Consider the following 16,718-nt stretch of genomic DNA (forward strand, 5'->3'; position numbering starts at 1 on the left):
AGCGGATTGCCAAAAAGAGAATGCCTGCGTCGAAGAGGATCCCCCGCCGATGGATACATTGCCCGCCAATATTCCCGGCTTGATCTGGGCCTATCGATTTCCGGCAGGATCAAAGACGGCGATCCGGCTGGAAAACAGCGCGCAGGCGGCCGAGCTCACCGCGCAGGACGGTTTCTACTGGCTGCATCTCAATCTCGTCGATGCCCGCGTGCCGGCGCTGCTGGAGCAGCTTACCGGGCTGAACGAGGATGCACGGGCGGCGCTGACGACGCGCGATACGCATGCGGCGCTCACCGTCGATGAGCAGATGCTCTATGGAACGCTGGTCGACTGCCAGCGCGAATTCGACCAGGACACCGCCGATCTCGGCTGGCTGCATTTCGCGATCTCGGGCAAGTTCATCATCACCACCCGGCTTCAGCCGCTGCGCAGCGTCGATCGCGCCCGGATCATGATCGAGAAGAACCCGGCGAAGTTCGATCATCCGGCGGATATCTTCGAGCTCCTGGTCATCGAGTTCCAGCGCACGCTGATCTCCGTCGTCATGGACCTGACAGACGAGCTCAATCTGATCGAGGATTTCGTCTACGACAACACGCCGCGCGACGAGCGGCGGCGGCTGGCGCCGGTGCGCCGGACGATCGTGCGTCTCCACCGGCACCTGAGAAACGTGCTGACGCTGATGCGCCGGGCCTCCGCCTCCGACGAGGACGAGATGCCCTTCGGCTTCGAGGACATTGCCGGGCGGCTGACGAGCCGGCTGGAAGCGGTCGATCACGACATCTACGCCCTGCAGGAGCGCGCCCGCCTGCTGCACGAAGAAATCGACTCGAAGCTCTCCTCGGAGACCAACCGGCATCTCTACATCCTGTCGATCATGACCGCCTTCCTGCTGCCGCCGACGCTGGTGACCGGCTTCTTCGGCATGAACACCGCCAACCTGCCCTTCGCGCAGGGCACCGGCGGCACGGAGTATGCGGTGGCGCTGATCCTCGCCTCGATCCTGTTTGCCTGGTGGCTCCTGAAGCGGGTCAACATTCTCTGACAGCAAAAAGCCCGGCATCTCTGCCGGGCTCTTGTTATTCCGATCGCTCGATATCAGTAGGGCGAATAGCACTGCTGACGCGGGCCGCCATAGGGCTGGAAGGTGTTGTCGTAGACGCGATACGAACGGTAGCGATTTTCGCACCAGCGGACATGCGCGGCCGTCAGGCGCGGCGCATAGGCCGGCGGCGGAGCGTAGTAGCGCGGCTGCGAGGCGATAGCGCCACCGATGATCGCACCGGCGCCGAAGGCAGCCAGCGGATACCAGTAGCCGTTATAGTGACGGTAGCCACGGCGATAGTACGGATAGCCGCGATAACCGCCATACCAGCCCGGACGGCCGTAATAGCGGCGATACTGGACATCCTGAACATTCGAAGCCTGCTCCTGCGGCGCGACCTGTGGCGCTGCCGGCAGCGGCATCGCTTCGGAAGGCAGGAAGCTCGTCAGGACAACGGCGGCGGACAGGACAGCGGCCGAAATCTTCTTACTGAGGCCAATCATCGTAGTTCTCCAATCCCAAGAGCAGAATTTGCCTGCCAGCAAACGCGCGAGGGTGGAAATTGTTCCAACTGGCGTTTTCTTCAAGCACGGGTTGAAGTTACGAAAGCGCCGATGAACCGGAGATTAACCGGGGCATCGGCGCTCGTCAGATCACGCGAATGTCAGGCGACGACGGAAAGCTTCGCCTGGTCGCCCTGCAGGCGGTTGACCATGAAGTTGGTGTACCACTCGAGGAACTGCATGACGCCGCCCTCGTGGAGCATCGAGTAGGGACCGGGCTCGTAGGCCGGCGAATGGATGCCGAAGGCATTCTCTTCGACGATGCGGCGGTCCTGATCATTGGTCTCGGTCCAGACATGCGTCAGCTCTTCGAGATCGTAGTCGACGCCTTCGACGGCATCCTTGTGAACGATCCACTTGGTGGTGACGGCCGTCTCGTTGGCGCTGAGCGGGATGACGCGGAAGGAGATCGCGTGGTCGCCGAGCAGGTGGTTCCAGGTCGTCGGGTAGTGGAAGAGCAACATGGTGCCGATCCGGTCGATGGTGACGTCTTCCGACAGCTTGCGCTTGACGGCCGGGCGGCCGGACATGGTGTAGCTCTCGGCATCCTCGATCAGCGGCATGCGGGCGGCGCGGAACTGGCCGTCCGGCGAGATCTGGAACTTGCTCGGCAGGCCGGCGGCCTCGCAGCGCGCCCAGTGGCCGGCGATCTCCGGATCGTCGGCGCCGCCATCGGTGCCGGTGACGCTCGGGGCTTCCGGATAGGTGCGGCAGAGTTCCGGGTGGTTTGCGGCGCAGTGATAGCACTCGCGATTGTTTTCCCAGACAAGCTTCCAGTTGCCCTTTTCGATGATCGTGCTCTGGAAGGCGATCTTACCTTCGGCCAGGCGATGCGGCAGCATGTAGGGAGCGACCATGTCGCGAACCGGCTGGAAGTCCGGCGCCTTGTCGGCAAGGCAGATGAAGATGTAGCCGCCGAAGCTTTCGCAATGGACCGGCTTCAGGCCGAAGCCGCTCTTGTCGAAATCGTCGCCCATGTGGCGGGCGAAGGCGAGCTTGCCGTCGAGGTCGTAGGCCCACTGGTGATAGGGACAGACGAGACGGACCGACGAGCCGTGCTCCTTGGTGCAGACGCGCGAGCCGCGGTGGCGGCAGGAATTGTGGAAGGCGCGGATGACATTGTCGCGGCCGCGGACGATGACGACAGGATACTGGCCGATCTGCACGGTGAAATAGGCGCCCGCCTTCGGCAGTTCGCAATCGTGGCCCATAAAGAGCCAGTCGCGGTAGTAGATCATTTCCATATCGAGCTTGAAGTAGTCCTCGTCGATATAGAAGGGCTGCTCAAGGCTGAAGCCTTCGCGCCGGTTTTTGAGCTGCCGCAAAACGTTGCTGCGAATGTCCATTTGCATATCCTCGTGCAATCGGCTCAGCCATCAAAGGCATGGCTTTCGGAAGCGTCTGGCTTCCCTCCCTCTCGGGAGCATTGGTCATGGGGGCATTTAAGCACCGGGCTTCCCCGGGTCTTGGTTGTAAAGCGACATCGGCTTCGAAATTGACGACAGGATGACGCGTGGCTGCGAAAATCGAGGCCCTGACGGATTTTCCACTCTTTTCCTTCGATTGCGACATTGCGAAAGCCACGGCGCAGACCCGTGCTCCGCTTGCCTTCCCCCGACATTATCCCAAATACGACACCGGGGTACTGCAAGTTTTCAGGGGTTGGCGCGGCTTGCGGCCTTAAGAGCACATTAAGCATGAACTCCTATTCTTGGGCCAAGGGACAAACGCTTACGGAATACGCGCCATGGCGAAACTTCGCTATTTCGACGTCAGGGACGAGACCAAACCGGAGGAGCCGCCAGCGGCGCCCCATTCCGAATTTCTGCGCACCGGGAAGATCACCCGGGAGCGAGCACACTGGCTGGCCGAAGAGCGCCGCTATCTCTCGCATCAGGAAGTCGCCGAAAAGACCGGCCGCAAGCTGCAATCGGCCGGTACCCAGGCGCATCAGCAGATCAACGGCTTCCACCGGGCGATCCAGTTTCCGAAGATGGTGTTTCACCGCACGCTGGCCGACAGCCCGCATCTCGGCTATTGCCATGTGACGGCGTCGCGGACGAAATTCGCCCGCTACGAGGAGGTCAGCTGGGCCTTCTACATCGCCAATTTCTACGCCGATATCGGCGATAACGACAATTTCTTCCACAAGATCAACATGCAGTATTCGCGCATGTATTTCGCCGTGGCGATCAAGCCGGGCGAACATACCGCGGAGAAGATGACGATCGACCGCACGGTGCGCGGCAACGGCGTGCTGTTCCGGACCGACGATCCGCAGGTGGCAATCAAGAACGTGCTGCTGCTCGGCGCACGCAACGAGCAGCTGCGCGAGATCATTCGTCAACTCTGATCGGGATCATTCGCCAGCTCTGATATTGATCGCAGACGCTCAAGGGCCTATGGACTGCCTGACATCAAAGGCGGCCCATGGCACGGATCATCGACATTGCAGAACATAGAGAGGAAGCGCTGAGCGCTGCCTCGGCCGTTCTCGGCGATGGTCATCCTGTCGCGATCCCGACGGAAACGGTCTACGGCCTTGCCGCCGACGCCACCAACCCGGCCGCCATCACACGCATCTACGAGACCAAGGGACGGCCGCAGTTCAATCCGCTGATCTGCCATATGGCCGATCTTGCCATGGCCGAGCGTTACGCGGTGTTCGATCCGCTGTCGCGGGCGCTCGCCCAGGCTTTCTGGCCGGGTCCGCTGACGCTGGTGCTGCCGCTGAAGCCCGAAAGCGGGATCCATGCGCTGGCGACTGCCGGCCTCGATACTGTCGGCATCCGCATTCCTAAGGGTTTTGCAGGTGACCTGATCCGCGCCTTCGACCGCCCGCTGGCCGCGCCGAGCGCCAATACCTCGGGCAAGATCAGCGCCACGAGCGCCGCGCATGTCGATGACGACCTCGGCGGCAAGATCCGGCTGATCCTTGATGCCGGCGCCAGCAAGGTCGGCGTCGAGTCGACGATCGTGAAGGTCGAGAATGGCGAGCTGACGCTGCTTCGCCCGGGCGGTCTCGCCGCTGCCGAAATCGAGCGCGTCGCCGGCAAGCGGCTGCGCCGCCAGAAGAAGGCATCCGCCGCCATCGAGGCACCGGGCATGCTGGCCTCGCACTATGCGCCGGGCGCCGCCGTGCGCCTGGACGCCAGCACGATCGCTGCAGGCGAGGCGGCGATCCTGTTCGGGCCGCGCGACATCGAGGGCATGGAGAAGGCGGCGATCCGGCTGAACCTCAGCCTGGCAGGCGACCTTGCCGAGGCCGCTGCCAATCTTTTCGACTATATGAAGAAGGCCGACGCCAGTGGCGCGGCGACGATCGCCTTTGCGCCGATCCCCGACGAGGGGCTGGGCGAAGCGATCAATGACCGGCTGAGGCGGGCCGCCGCCCCGCGCGAATGACGAACAAGGATCAGGGCCAATGAGTGCTGCCGTTTCTGCCGAACTGCTCGACCGCTTTACCGCCATTGTCGGCGAGAAACATGCGCTGCGCAGCGAAGCCGACCTGGCGCCGCACCTGATCGAGAACCGCGGCCTCTATCACGGCTCCTCCCCTCTCCTCCTGAAACCCGGCAATGTCGAGGAAGTCTCGGCGATCATGAAGCTTGCGAGCGAGACCGGCACGGCCGTCGTGCCGCAGACCGGCAATACCGGGCTCGTCGGCGGGCAGACGCCGCGCGAGGGCAAGTCCGACATCATCATTTCGCTCGAGCGGATGAACAGGATCCGCGACGTCGATCCGGTCGCCAATATTCTGGTTGCCGATGGCGGCGCGATTCTGGCTGAGGTGCAGAAGGCGGCAGAAGCGCATGGCAGGCTCTTTCCGCTGTCGCTCGGCTCGGAAGGCTCATGCCGCATCGGCGGCAATCTCTCCACCAATGCGGGCGGCACCGCCGTGCTTGCCTATGGCAACATGCGTCAGCTCTGCCTCGGCCTCGAAGTGGTGCTGCCGACCGGCGAAATCTGGGACGGCCTGCGCCGCCTGAAGAAGGACAATACGGGCTATGACCTGCGCGACCTCTTCATCGGCGCCGAGGGCACGCTCGGGATCATCACCGGCGCCGTGTTGAAGCTCTTTCCGCAGCCGCTCGGCAGGCAGGTGGCCTTTGCCGGGCTGAAGAGCCCTGAAGATGCGTTGGCCTTCTTCAATCTGGCGGGCAGCCTCTGCGGCACATCGCTGACCGGTTTCGAGCTGATGCCGCGCTTCGGCGTCGAGATCACCAGCAAGCATATCGAGGGCGTGCGCGATCCGCTGGAGAGCCCGCATCCCTGGTATGTGTTGATCGACATCTCGACCTCGGATTCAGCCGAGACCGCCGAGCGGATGATGAATGCGCTCCTGGAGAAAGGCTTCGAGGAAGGGCTGGTGCAGGACGCCACCATCGCCGCCTCTGTCGCCCAGCAGCAGGCGCTGTGGCACATGCGCGAGAGCATGTCGGATGCGCAGAAGCCGGAAGGCGGCTCGATCAAGCACGACGTTTCGGTGCCGGTCTCGCGCATTCCGCATTTCATGGCGGAAGCAGCCGAAGCGGTGATGGCGGCGATGCCGGGCGCACGCATCTGCGCCTTCGGCCACATGGGCGACGGCAACATCCACTATAACATTTCGCAGCCTGTCGGCGCCGACAAGGCAGCCTTCATCGGCCGCTGGCGCGAGATGAACAAGATCGTTCACGGTCTGGTGCGTGCCCATGGCGGCTCTATTTCGGCCGAGCATGGCATCGGTCAGCTGAAGCGCGACGAGCTCGCTTCGATCCGCTCTGAGATCGAGATGGATCTGATGCATCGCATCAAGCGTGCCTTCGACCCGGCCGCGATCATGAACCCCGGCAAGGTGATCAGCCTCGATTAGCCGAGAATGCCGGCCGCCTTGGTCGTTCCGCCGTTCGTCAGGATCTGAAGGGCCGGCGCCTGCGTCGTGCTGTTCTGGATGTCGTACATCGCCGTGAAGCGCTTGACGAGCTTGTCGACCTTCGTGGGATCGCCGAGATCCTTGAGATCGATGAATTTCTGCAGCATCGACACTTGCTTGTCGACATCCATGCTGGACATCTGTGTCGGCAGGCTGAAGGCCGTCTGGACGACCTGGAACAGCGCCTTGTCGCCAAGGATCGTGTAGAGCGAGGTGATGTTGGGAGCCTGACGCGCAAAGTAGAGCGCCAGGCGGGTGCCGTCGTTGCTCTGACCCTGCTGGGTTTCCAGCTGCTGCGCGACATAGGCCGACTGGGTGCGGTCGAGCGCGCCCGCGTCCTGAACCGTGCCGAGCTTCGACCGGGTCATGTTGCCGTCCTTGTCGAAGTTGAAGTCGGCGACGATGTCCTTGAACTTGCTGTCGGCCTTGGTGTTCAGATAGCTCTTCTTGTCCTCGGGATCCGAGGTGAAGATCTTCTTCAGCGTATCCTTGTCGTAGTCCTTCGGATCGAGGCCGACGGACTTCAGGATGAAGTCGGTGAGCTTGCTGTTGCCGAGGAAGTCGTCAAGCGACTTCACATCGGCCATGCCCTTGGCGAAGTTGTCGACATCGGTCGTGGCATCCTTGGATGCCTTGTCCTTGAGCGGACCGTCGGCCATGTACATGGTCGCATGCGACTTGTAGTTCGTGGCGTACTTGGCCATCGAAGCGTCTGACAGCGGCGCCAGGGAGGGGCCGATCTTGCCGTCAGCGCCGAAGTTGAAGGCGCGGGCGAAATTGGTGATGCGATCGTCCTTCAGCGAGGCGACATAGCCCTTCGGATCATAGGCATCGCTTGTCAGCACCTTGCGGGCCATCGACTTCGGAAGGTCGGCTTCCGTCAGGCCGTAGGCCTGCAGCGCGACATGGTAGAGGTCCGGCAGGTCATCGTTCTTCTTGTCGAAGTCGATCTGCTTGTTGTCGCGCAGGAAGTCGTTGATATCCTTGATATCCGAGAATGTGCCTGTGCCGACGCTCGAGGTGATCAACTTCTTATAGTTGGAGGTGATATCGTCGATGAAGTCCTTCGCCTCATCGTCGTAGCGTGCCATATACTGCTTCGAGACCTGCGCGGTATTGGCTGTGCTCTGGGCGCCATCGGGCGACGTGACCGTTCCATCCGCATTGAAATTGAAGGCATCGTGAAGATCCTTCAGGCCAAGCTGCGTCGCGAGACCGCCATTGACGAGCACCTGGCGCAAGCCGGTATTATCGAGGCCGTCGACGAGACCGCTGCCGTAACCATGCTTTCCAAGGCTGTAGGCGGCCTTGATATAAGAGGTCAGGCGGTCATCGGCCATCAGCTGATCGACGCTGGTAATCGTCTTGATGGTCTTTTCGAAATAGGCCTTGTTGAAATCGGCCGCCGCCGGCGTGACGTAATAGACGTCGTCGGGCTCGCCCGGCACGTCGTCGTAGTCGACCACCTTCTGCAGCGAATTCAGCGTGTATTTCTCGATGATGCCGTTCTTCTGGTCGGTCGTCTGAGCCGAGCCCACCATCGAGCCATCGGCGTTGAAATTGAAATCCGACGGGGCATCCGGGGCGCCGACGGACGCCGCGAAGGTAGGGTCGGTCAGCATCTTCGTGACGTCGTCATCCGACATGGTCAGCGGCACGCCGAAGGCGATCTTGACGTAGGACGACAGCGCGGGATCGGCGACGATATCGTCGGCGCCGGTGACGGTTTCCATGATCCGCTTGTAATAGGCCGTCGACTGGTCGAAGCGCGCGGTCGTGGCGGCGGTCTGGTCGGCGGTCTGCGCGCTGCCGCTGACACTGCCGTCGGCATTGAAGCCGAAGGCGGAGTTCAGCGTCTTGTAGCCGCTCGAGGCTGCCGTCGCCGGATCTGTCAGGTAGGTCTTGAGGTCGGCGTCGGAAACGGTGTTGCTGACATTATAGACGACGCGGACGAAGTTGTTCAGCTTCTGGTCGGACAGGAGGTCGTCGACATTGGCGACGGTGCCGATCGTCGAAGCGAAATAGTCCTTGCCGTTGGCATTGGCGCGATCGACGAGATCGGCCTGCTGCGCCGCGCTCTGCGGCGGCTGCGGCGGCGTGCCGCCGGTCGTGCCATCGGCGGCAAAATTGAAATACTTGGCCATGTCCTGATATTTGGCATTGGCCTGCGTATTCACGAAGCTGTTGGGGTCGTTGACGTCGCTGGTCAGAACGCTCTTCAGGAAGCTGCTCGACACATAGGTGCCGTCGATGCCGAAGGTCGTCAGCACGAAAGCCTTGAGGCGCGGATCGGCGACGAGGTCGGTGACATTGTCGACATCGCGCATCGCGGACTTGAAATAGTTGGATTCCGCGGCCGTATCCTGCCCGCTATCCTCGTAGGACGACGTGTAGAGGCCGATCGTGTCGTCCTCCTGCGCCGATGTCTGAGCCTGCGGGGCCGGCGTGTGAAAATTATAGGCGGCGGCGAATGTCTTGTAGCGGGAATCGGCGAGCTTGTTGGCAAAGCTGTTCGGATCGGTCAGATCGCTTTCCAGCACCTTCTTCATGAAGGCCTTGGCATAGGTCATGTCGCTAAGGCCATAAGCCGTCATCGCATAGCTATAGAGCTTATAGTTGCCGAGGAAATCGTCTACATCTTTGACTTTATTGATATTTTCCGCGTAATAGTCGGCATTCTGCTTGACGGTCGCCTGGGACGAGACGCGATCGAGGCTCGTCTTCATGTCTTTCGACAACATCGCGTAAGCAACAGAAGATGAAATCATCCGGGCGACCCTTTGCGGGAAAATATCTAAAAGAATAACAGGATATCCTGTGCCGATTTTGCCACTTAAAGCTTACCCGAGGCTTACCGCTGCGGGTGCCGGAATGGCACATGTGCTTGTGAGACAACGTTCATATTCCAGAAACCCTGCCACATTCGATTTTGATAACCATCAGGAAAGGCAGCGTTTTCTTAACCGCAAATTTTAAGCGGTCCGGAAGAGCCGGCGCCTATTGTCGAGCCATAGAGGGCGAAAAGCCCCGAGGAGAAGACCGGAAACCGGCTCTCAGGTAAGACAAGGGTAGAAATGAACATGAACAACACCGTTATGAAGCCCGCATGGGCCGGTACGACTCTGCGCCTCGATCCGTCGCGCTTTCCCCAGCAGGTGAGCTACGCGATCCATGACGCCGCTGGCGACGTCAGCATAACGATCGACGAACGTGGCGCGATCCTGCGCAAGGTTCTCCCCTCCAGCGGCCTGCCGCTTTCCATCGCCCTGCCGAAGCGCGCCTTCAAGGGCGTTGCAGCCCGGGCGATCGACCATGGCAATGGCGAAGTCACCGTCACTCTCGAGCTTCATCACGAAGATCCCGATCTCTGCGTTCCGCTGCTCGTTGCCCACGATCTCGGCGACATCGCCGCCGACTGGCGCGGCTGGTCGGAAGCCTTCCGCATTCCGATGCTGATGGTGGAAGCCGATGGCGTTGCCCGCCCGCTTGAAGAACATCTCGGCGAATTGCGCACCAGCCACATGAAGCCGCGCCGCCGCCACTCCTATTTCGCCAACCGCCGCCCGCGCTTCCTGGTGCGCCGCACCACCGGCAAGCTTGGCGTTTCGATGAAGATCGAAGGCAAGGAAATTATCGCCCGCAACTGAGCCAACAACTGGGCTTGTGGCGAGATGCGTCAAACTGAAACCCGGCCTTGCGCCGGGTTTTTTCGTTTCGGTCAGGGAAGTGTGACGAGCAGCGAGACGAACAGGCCGCCAAAGATGATCAGACCGACGCGGTTGTTAGACTTGAAAAGGTAAAGGCACTGGTCGCCATCGTTGATATCGAGCTTGACGATCTGCCAGGCAAACATGCCGGCAGCGATGAGCAGGCCGAGATAGGCGAGCGGGCCGACGCCCGCGAGCACGAAGGCGAGCAGCATCAGGGCGAGCGTCAGGCCATAGAGCCCGATCAGCCACTGGCGGGTGCGGTCGCCGAAGAGGCGCGCGGTGGAGCGGACGCCGATCAGCTCGTCGTCCTCCTTGTCCTGATGCGCATAGATCGTGTCATAGCCGATCGTCCAGACGACGGAGGCGATGTAGAGCGAGACGGCGGCGAAGGACAGCGTGCCGAAGGTCCCGGCCCAGCCCATCAGCGCGCCCCAGGAGAAGGCAAGGCCGAGGAAGAATTGCGGCCAGTCGGTGAAGCGCTTGGCGAAGGGGTAAAGCGCTACGATGCCGAGCGACAGGATGCCGAGGGTGACGGCGAACCAGTTGAACTGCAGCAGCACGGCGAGGCCGACGAGCGCCTGCAGCACGATGAAAATCTTCGTCTGCGTGCGGGTGACGCGGCCGGAGGGCAGCGGGCGCGAGCGGGTGCGCGCCACTTCCATATCGATCTTGTGATCGACAAGATCGTTATAGGCGCAGCCAGCGCCGCGCATGGCGACGGATCCGAGAAAATAGAGGATCAGATGATAGATCGTCTGCCCGCCGGAAAAGCTACCGGTGGCCGCCGCGGCATTGGCCGCCAGCGCCACCGACCAGAAGCACGGCCACATCAGAAGCTGCCAGCCGATCGGCCGGTCCCAGCGCGCCAGCTGCGCATAGGGCCAGAGCCAGGGCGGCAGGATCCGGTAAACCCAATTGTCCGAAGGCGCGTCGGCGACTCGCCCGTTCAGTCCGTCGATCTTTTGCATGGAGTCATGTAGCGACGCGTAATGCGGCGGGTCAAGCGGGCATGGTGGCGCGGGTGATCGGGTCGGCGGGAAAGCGCGAGCCTTGAACGCAGCCTCCCGCCTCAGGCGGAAGCGAGCCGCGCCTTCAGCTGATCCTTCACCTGCGGCCATTCCGTATCGATGATGCTGAAGCGCACCGAGTTGCGCTTGCGGCCATCAGGCATGATGCGCTCGTTGCGAATGATGCCTTCCTCGACCGCGCCGAGCCTGACGATCGCCCTGCGCGATCGCTCGTTCAATTCATCGGTGGTGAATTGGACCCGGATGCAGTCCAGCACCTCGAACGCATATTCCAGCATCAGGAACTTCGCCTCGGTATTGACGAAGCTGCGCTGCCATGAGGCGCCGATCCAAGTATGCCCGATCTCGACATTGCGGTTGACGCGGTCGAGCTTCCAGAAGCGCGTGCTGCCGACGACCTGATCCCCGGCAACCGTCACGAAAGGAATGATCGTCCCGGCTTCACGGCCGGCAATCGCGGTTTCGATATAGGTGTCGATCGTCTCGGCGCTCGGGACGGCGGTGACTTTCAGGTCCCAGAGATTACCGTCAGCGGCTGCGGCCAGGAGCACGTCCCGATGCTGCTTCTCCAACGGAACAAGCGTCAGGCGCTCACCACGCAAGGTCGGCTTCATGGCTGATCGGGGATCGAATGTCATATGGTTCGGGCCTGGACTAGGCCGGCTGGAGGCCGGGCAGCAGGGTTTCGAGCTCGGTGATATCGTTGAGGCAATAGTCGGATGCCGCGGAAAGCGATTCACGGGAGCCGGTGCCTGTCAGCACGGCGACCTTGAGGCCGGCATTGGCGTTGTGGCCCATGTGCAGGTCGTGATTGTTGTCACCGACGACGGCAATTTCGGAGGGAGCGAGGCCTGTTGCCTTGCAAAAGCCGAGGACCATTCCGGCTTCCGGTTTGCTGCCGAAGCCGCTGTCGTAACCGGCGATGTAATCGACATACTGGGCGAAGCCGAAGCGCTGGGCCGTCTGGCGGATCGAGCGTTCGTTGTCGCTGGAGGCGATGCCGAGCTTGAAGCCGCGGGCGTGGAGGCGGGCGAAGAAGCCGGCGAGATCGGTGACCGGTACCGAAAACTCGGCGGCGTTGGAAAACAGCGTATCGAGCTTGATGGTGAGCTCGGTGACCTCGACCCTGGAGCCGGCAGCGACGAGACCCTCGGCGATCTGGCGGGTGTTGCCGGCGGCAAGCAGGCTGTCGGGGACGATATGGCCGCTGACGGGATCCATGCCGGTTTCGCGCAGCAGGTGATCGGCGAGCGCGGCATCGTCCTGCGAGGCGATGCGGGCGAGCTCGCGGTTCACCGGCAGCCAGCTCTCGTCGTAATCGAGGAGCGTGCCGTCCTTGTCGAAGAGAATGCCCCTGATACCGTCGAGTGCCATAGTATCCCTCAGCCTTGTATCCCTCAGCCTTGCGCCGATTTCGGCAGCAGCCTTGCCTTCACCGTCAGCGGATTGATGTAGGGCTCGAGCGCCTTCACCGTTGCCGTCAGTGCTCCGCGCATTTCTTGCACGGCGGCGATGCCGGCCTCGATCATATTGCGGCGTGCTTCGTCGTTGATGAGCAGATAATGCACGCCCTTGGCCAGCATCTCGGTATCGCGCACCATGCGGGCGCTGCCGCGGCGGGCGAGCTTCTGGTAGGCCTCGCGGAAATTCTGGACATTGCTGCCGGAAAGAACAGCGCAGCCGAGCATGGCCGGTTCCAGCGGGTTCTGGCCGCCTTCGGCATAGAGCGAGCGGCCGACGAAGACGACTTCGGTCAGCCGGAGATAGAGACCCATCTCGCCGATCGTATCGCCGAGGAAGATATCGACATCGGGCGAGATAACGTCGTTGCGGGTGCGGCGCGCGACCTTCAGGCCCTGGGCAACCAGCATCTGCTCGATCTCGTCGGAGCGCTCGGGATGGCGCGGCACGATGATCGTCAGCTGGTTGTTGCGGTCCTTCAGCGTGCGGTGGACGACGGCTGCGGCATTCTCCTCGCCATCGAAGGTGGAGACGGCGGCCCAGGTCTTGCGATCGCCGATCTGCTGCTTGTAGCGGGCAAAGAGATTGGCGTCATAGGGCGGCGCGTCGGTATCGACCTTCAGGTTGCCCGAGGTCATGACATGGCGGGCGCCGAGATCGCGGAAGCGTTCTGAATCGACATCGGACTGGGCGATGACCAGCGCCAGGTTCTCGAACAGTGCCTCGGCGATCGACGGGCGGCGCTGCCAGCGGGCGAAGGAACGGTCCGACATGCGGGCATTGACGAGGATTTGCGGAATGCGGCGGCGGCCAAGCTCCATCATCGTCGCCGGCCAGATTTCGGACTCGGCGATGATGGCGCAATCGGGCTGCCAGTATTCCAGGAAACGGCTGACGGCCGGCTTCAGGTCGAGCGGCACATATTGATGGATCGCATCGCCGCCCAGACGATCGGCGGCGACCTTCGCCGAGGTGATCGTTCCCGTCGTCAGGATGACGTGGATATCGCGGCGGCGGATTTCGCGGATCAGCGGAATGACGGCATTGGTTTCGCCGACGCTTGCGGCATGGAACCAGACGAGCGGGCCCTGGGGCCGGTTGGCGCTCGCATAGCCGAAACGTTCCGTCCGGCGCGCGCGCTCTTCCTTGCCCTTGGCAGTGCGGTAGGCGAGATAGGCGCCGACCAAAGGCGTCGCCATGACACCCGCGGTCCTGTAGACGCCCAGCGCGAAACGCGCTCCCGGCGAACTCATGTAAAATGCCTCCGATCAGCAATGATCGACATCAAACCCATTCCCCAATTATTGTTGCGGCCGCAATGGCCGATTAATTTGTTCAGAATGCGTCATTCGACGGCAGCGGGCGTAATACCCGGGCATGAAACGGCGCCGCCGCGAGGGCGGCTACCATGCTGAAAAGCCTATAAAATCAGTTGCTGCCGGCCTTGTCCTGCGGATCGAGCAGGCGGTGCATGTGGACGATGAAGTAACGCATATGTGCGTTGTCCACGGTCGACTGTGCCTTGGCCTTCCACGCGGTCAGCGCGGATGCGTAATCCGGGAAAATGCCAACGATATCGAGATCCTTGAGATCGCGGAACTGAACGTCCGTCAGGCTTTCCAATTCGCCGCCAAAAACGAGGTGCAGGAGCTGCTTCTTACCGCCGGATTCCGTCATTTTCTTCTCTTTCTTTTCTGGTCTCCTCCGCGCTTTCATCTGCGGGATTTTGACGAAAACGTCAACTGCTTCGTATCGAAGCCAGTCCTTCCAGAAACTCTGCCATGCGGGGTGCCGCCGCGCCGCACAGTGCCCCGTGGCTGACCTCGGCGCGATTGTAGCGCACGGGCACGCCGTCGAGGCCGGTGAGCTCGCCGCCGGCGCGCGCGAGGATGAGGTCGGCGGCGGCGAGATCCCAGTCATGCGAGGTCGGCTTGACGAAGGTGCCTTCTAGGCGGCCATCGGCGACCATGGCGATACGATAGGCGAGCGAGGGCACATGCCGGACGCGCTCGATGCGGCTGCGGAAGGGCGCCGGGAAGGCCTTCAGCAGATCCTCGCCGACGGCAAAGCGGCTCACCGTGTCCGGGCCGCGGGCGGAGACCGAAATCGGCTCGCCATTCTTCAGCGCCGGACCGCCTTCGACGGCTTCGAACAGTTCGTTGAGTGCCGGAGCGTAGAGGACGCCGGCGACCGGGCGACCACGATGGACGACGGCGACGCTGACGCACCAGAGGTTCTGGCCGGCGAGAAAGGCGCGTGTGCCATCGATGGGATCGATGATGAAGACGGTTTCGCTGGCGAGGCGCGCGGCACTGTCCTCAGTCTCCTCGGAGAGCCAGCCATAGGTGGGGCGGGCAGCCCGCAGGATGGTCTCGAGCGTCTCGTTGGCAGCGAAATCGGCGGCACTGACCGGCGAGCGGCCCTCGTTCTTCCACCAGACCTCGGGTGACTGATTGAAATAGCCGAGCGCCACTTCACCCGCCTGCTTTGCGGCATCGGCGATCAGCGCGAGATCGCTCTGCCAGCGGGCGTTTACGGCGTCAGTCATCTGTCTTCCAATCTTCAGCGTCCGGCGAGCGTCACGCCCTCGATGGCGAGCGTCGGGGCTGCGACGCCATACTTGCGGTCGATGTCGTTTGCGGGGGTGACGCGCATGAACATCTCCTTGAGGTTCGAGGCGATCGTCACCTCGGAGACAGCAAAGGTCAGCTCGCCATTCTCGATCCAGAAGCCGGTGGCGCCACGACTATATTCGCCGGTGATCATGTTGACGCCTTGGCCGATCAGCTCGGTCACGTAAAAGCCGTTGCCGACGCTGCGGATCAGCTCCTCGGGCGAGATATCGCCGGGTTCGAGCGCCAGGTTGGTGGAAGCCGGCGTCACCGAATTGCCGCCGCGAACGCCGCGACCGTTGGTTTCCATGCCGATCTCACGTCCGGTCGACGTCGACAGGAACCAGTGGTTCAGCACGCCGTTCTCGATCATCACCAGCTTCTCGCCCGAAATCCCCTCGCCGTCGAAGGGACGCGAGGCCGGGCCGCGGACGATCAGCGGATCGTCGGTGATCGACAGGCCGGATTTGAGAACCTGCTGGCCCATCTTGTCGCGCAGGAAGCTGGTCTTGCGGGCCACCGAGGCGCCGTTGATGGCGCCAGCGATATGGCCGACGAAGCCGCGGGCGATGCGCGGGTCGAAGATGACGGTAACGTCCTTGCCTGTCGGCACCTGGCGCGGATTGACGCGCTTGACGGTGCGCTCACCGGCGCGGCGGCCGATCTCTTCGGGGGCGTCGAGCTCGTTGTAATAGATGCGGCTGTCGAAATCGTAGTCGCGCTCCATGCCGGTGCCTTCACCGGCGATGACGCTGACCGAGCGGCCGAAGCGCGAGCCCATATAGCTGCCTTCGAAGCCATGCGAGGTGACGAGCACCATGCCGCCCATGCCGCCGGAGGCGCCGCCCCCGGAGGAATTGCTGACACCCTTGACCGCAAGTGCGGCCGCTTCCGTCGCCAGCGCCGCTTCGCGCAGCATGTCCGACGTCACTTCGGTGCGGTCGAGCAGCTGCAGATCCGGATAGGACTTGGCGAGGTTCTTCTCGTCGGCCAGGCAGGCGAAGGGGTCTTCGGGCGATACCTTGGCCATGGCGACGGCCCGCTCGGCGAGCGCCGTCAGGTCGAAACCGGGATTGGCGGAAACGCTGGCAACCTTCTTGCCGACGAAGACGCGCAGCGAGAAGTCGTCGCTCTCGGAAGACTCCATGCCCTCCACCTTGCCGAGCCGGACGCTGACGGATTGCGAGCGCGAGCGGACGACCACCGCGTCTGCGGCATCGGCACCGGCTTTCTTGGCAAGATCGATCAGCTGGCTGGCACGGGAAAGAAGTGTCGAGGAATCAATTTCTGAGGACATGATTTGGCCTTTCCTTCCGGTTCCATTTATTGTGCAGTTCGGAAAGCATCAAGGCCGCGGCCCGATTCTTTTTCCCACCGCTTGCAC

The 16,718-nt window shown here is 62.3% G+C and carries 15 protein-coding genes; 5 read left to right on the top strand and 10 right to left on the bottom strand.

The features are described 5' to 3' along the window. The first annotated feature begins 49 nt into the window (after positions 1-49). Complete coding sequence (locus F2982_RS05425) at positions 50-1,045, top strand: transporter (protein WP_130278947.1); 996 nt, start codon at positions 50-52, stop codon at positions 1,043-1,045. A gap of 53 nt (positions 1,046-1,098) precedes the next feature. On the opposite strand, the gene F2982_RS05430 is transcribed toward F2982_RS05425, so the two are convergent. Next, positions 1,099-1,548, bottom strand: a complete 450-nt coding sequence (locus tag F2982_RS05430) for a BA14K family protein (RefSeq protein ID WP_112712983.1) — start codon at positions 1,546-1,548, stop codon at positions 1,099-1,101. A gap of 161 nt (positions 1,549-1,709) precedes the next feature. Then, entirely contained in the window at positions 1,710-2,954 is a 1,245-nt protein-coding gene (locus F2982_RS05435; RefSeq protein WP_203429493.1) for an aromatic ring-hydroxylating dioxygenase subunit alpha, read from the bottom strand. Positions 2,955-3,355: 401 nt separating this feature from the next. On the opposite strand from F2982_RS05435, the gene F2982_RS05440 reads away from it, so the two are divergent. The 3 genes from F2982_RS05440 (at position 3,356) to F2982_RS05450 (ending at position 6,463) form a co-directional block, all read left to right on the top strand. Next, a complete protein-coding gene (locus F2982_RS05440) occupies positions 3,356-3,961 on the top strand; it encodes a DUF6656 family protein (protein WP_112712987.1) in 606 nt (201 codons plus the stop codon). Between the two features lie 77 nt (positions 3,962-4,038). Next, complete coding sequence (locus F2982_RS05445) at positions 4,039-5,013, top strand: L-threonylcarbamoyladenylate synthase (RefSeq protein ID WP_203429494.1); 975 nt, start codon at positions 4,039-4,041, stop codon at positions 5,011-5,013. A 19-nt stretch (positions 5,014-5,032) separates the two neighbouring features. Continuing rightward, positions 5,033-6,463, top strand: a complete 1,431-nt coding sequence (locus F2982_RS05450; RefSeq protein ID WP_203429495.1) for an FAD-binding oxidoreductase — start codon at positions 5,033-5,035, stop codon at positions 6,461-6,463. Here F2982_RS05450 and F2982_RS05455 read toward each other — a convergent pair. Next, complete coding sequence (locus F2982_RS05455; protein WP_203429496.1) at positions 6,460-9,291, bottom strand: DUF1217 domain-containing protein; 2,832 nt, start codon at positions 9,289-9,291, stop codon at positions 6,460-6,462. The two genes, F2982_RS05450 and F2982_RS05455, sit on opposite strands and share 4 nt — an antisense overlap. A 312-nt stretch (positions 9,292-9,603) precedes the next feature. Between F2982_RS05455 and F2982_RS05460 the strand changes: the two genes are divergently transcribed. Beyond that, positions 9,604-10,170 (top strand): DUF6101 family protein, encoded by a 567-nt coding sequence (locus tag F2982_RS05460; RefSeq protein WP_112714342.1) that lies wholly within the window; start codon positions 9,604-9,606, stop codon positions 10,168-10,170. Between the two features lie 71 nt (positions 10,171-10,241). On the opposite strand, the gene ubiA is transcribed toward F2982_RS05460, so the two are convergent. The 7 genes from ubiA to F2982_RS05495 form a co-directional block, all read right to left on the bottom strand. After that, on the bottom strand, positions 10,242-11,201 hold the full coding sequence (gene ubiA / locus F2982_RS05465; RefSeq protein WP_203429497.1) for a 4-hydroxybenzoate octaprenyltransferase: 960 nt from the start codon (positions 11,199-11,201) through the stop codon (positions 10,242-10,244). A 101-nt stretch (positions 11,202-11,302) separates the two neighbouring features. Beyond that, positions 11,303-11,875 carry a GNAT family protein gene (locus tag F2982_RS05470; protein WP_203429498.1) on the bottom strand — a complete coding sequence of 191 codons (573 nt, stop codon included), beginning with the start codon at positions 11,873-11,875 and terminating at the stop codon, positions 11,303-11,305. A gap of 40 nt (positions 11,876-11,915) precedes the next feature. Continuing rightward, entirely contained in the window at positions 11,916-12,635 is a 720-nt protein-coding gene (locus F2982_RS05475) for an HAD family hydrolase (protein WP_130278954.1), read from the bottom strand. Positions 12,636-12,658: 23 nt separating this feature from the next. Then, positions 12,659-13,975, bottom strand: coding sequence for a lipid IV(A) 3-deoxy-D-manno-octulosonic acid transferase (gene waaA, locus F2982_RS05480; protein WP_112712999.1), 1,317 nt, complete (start codon positions 13,973-13,975; stop codon positions 12,659-12,661). A gap of 175 nt (positions 13,976-14,150) precedes the next feature. Further along, positions 14,151-14,399, bottom strand: a complete 249-nt coding sequence (locus F2982_RS05485) for a DUF4170 domain-containing protein (RefSeq protein ID WP_112713001.1) — start codon at positions 14,397-14,399, stop codon at positions 14,151-14,153. A gap of 61 nt (positions 14,400-14,460) precedes the next feature. Beyond that, complete coding sequence (locus F2982_RS05490) at positions 14,461-15,270, bottom strand: 3'(2'),5'-bisphosphate nucleotidase CysQ (protein ID WP_203429499.1); 810 nt, start codon at positions 15,268-15,270, stop codon at positions 14,461-14,463. A 14-nt stretch (positions 15,271-15,284) separates the two neighbouring features. Further along, positions 15,285-16,631 (bottom strand): TldD/PmbA family protein, encoded by a 1,347-nt coding sequence (locus F2982_RS05495; RefSeq protein WP_203429500.1) that lies wholly within the window; start codon positions 16,629-16,631, stop codon positions 15,285-15,287. Positions 16,632-16,718 lie beyond the last annotated feature (87 nt).

Source organism: Rhizobium sp. BG4 (assembly GCF_016864575.1).
In the GTDB taxonomy this organism is placed as follows: domain Bacteria; phylum Pseudomonadota; class Alphaproteobacteria; order Rhizobiales; family Rhizobiaceae; genus Rhizobium.

Coding starts and splice junctions, on each gene's coding strand:
- F2982_RS05470 (WP_203429498.1), bottom strand. CDS start 11,875: ATGAAGCCGACCTTGCGTGGTGAGCGCCTGACGCTTGTTCCGTTGGAG.
- ubiA (WP_203429497.1), bottom strand. CDS start 11,201: ATGCAAAAGATCGACGGACTGAACGGGCGAGTCGCCGACGCGCCTTCG.
- F2982_RS05430 (WP_112712983.1), bottom strand. CDS start 1,548: ATGATTGGCCTCAGTAAGAAGATTTCGGCCGCTGTCCTGTCCGCCGCC.
- F2982_RS05475 (WP_130278954.1), bottom strand. CDS start 12,635: ATGGCACTCGACGGTATCAGGGGCATTCTCTTCGACAAGGACGGCACG.
- F2982_RS05445 (WP_203429494.1), top strand. CDS start 4,039: ATGGCACGGATCATCGACATTGCAGAACATAGAGAGGAAGCGCTGAGC.
- F2982_RS05485 (WP_112713001.1), bottom strand. CDS start 14,399: ATGACGGAATCCGGCGGTAAGAAGCAGCTCCTGCACCTCGTTTTTGGC.
- F2982_RS05495 (WP_203429500.1), bottom strand. CDS start 16,631: ATGTCCTCAGAAATTGATTCCTCGACACTTCTTTCCCGTGCCAGCCAG.
- F2982_RS05435 (WP_203429493.1), bottom strand. CDS start 2,954: ATGGACATTCGCAGCAACGTTTTGCGGCAGCTCAAAAACCGGCGCGAA.
- F2982_RS05460 (WP_112714342.1), top strand. CDS start 9,604: ATGAACAACACCGTTATGAAGCCCGCATGGGCCGGTACGACTCTGCGC.
- F2982_RS05440 (WP_112712987.1), top strand. CDS start 3,356: ATGGCGAAACTTCGCTATTTCGACGTCAGGGACGAGACCAAACCGGAG.
- F2982_RS05490 (WP_203429499.1), bottom strand. CDS start 15,270: ATGACTGACGCCGTAAACGCCCGCTGGCAGAGCGATCTCGCGCTGATC.
- F2982_RS05425 (WP_130278947.1), top strand. CDS start 50: ATGGATACATTGCCCGCCAATATTCCCGGCTTGATCTGGGCCTATCGA.
- waaA (WP_112712999.1), bottom strand. CDS start 13,975: ATGAGTTCGCCGGGAGCGCGTTTCGCGCTGGGCGTCTACAGGACCGCG.
- F2982_RS05450 (WP_203429495.1), top strand. CDS start 5,033: ATGAGTGCTGCCGTTTCTGCCGAACTGCTCGACCGCTTTACCGCCATT.
- F2982_RS05455 (WP_203429496.1), bottom strand. CDS start 9,291: ATGATTTCATCTTCTGTTGCTTACGCGATGTTGTCGAAAGACATGAAG.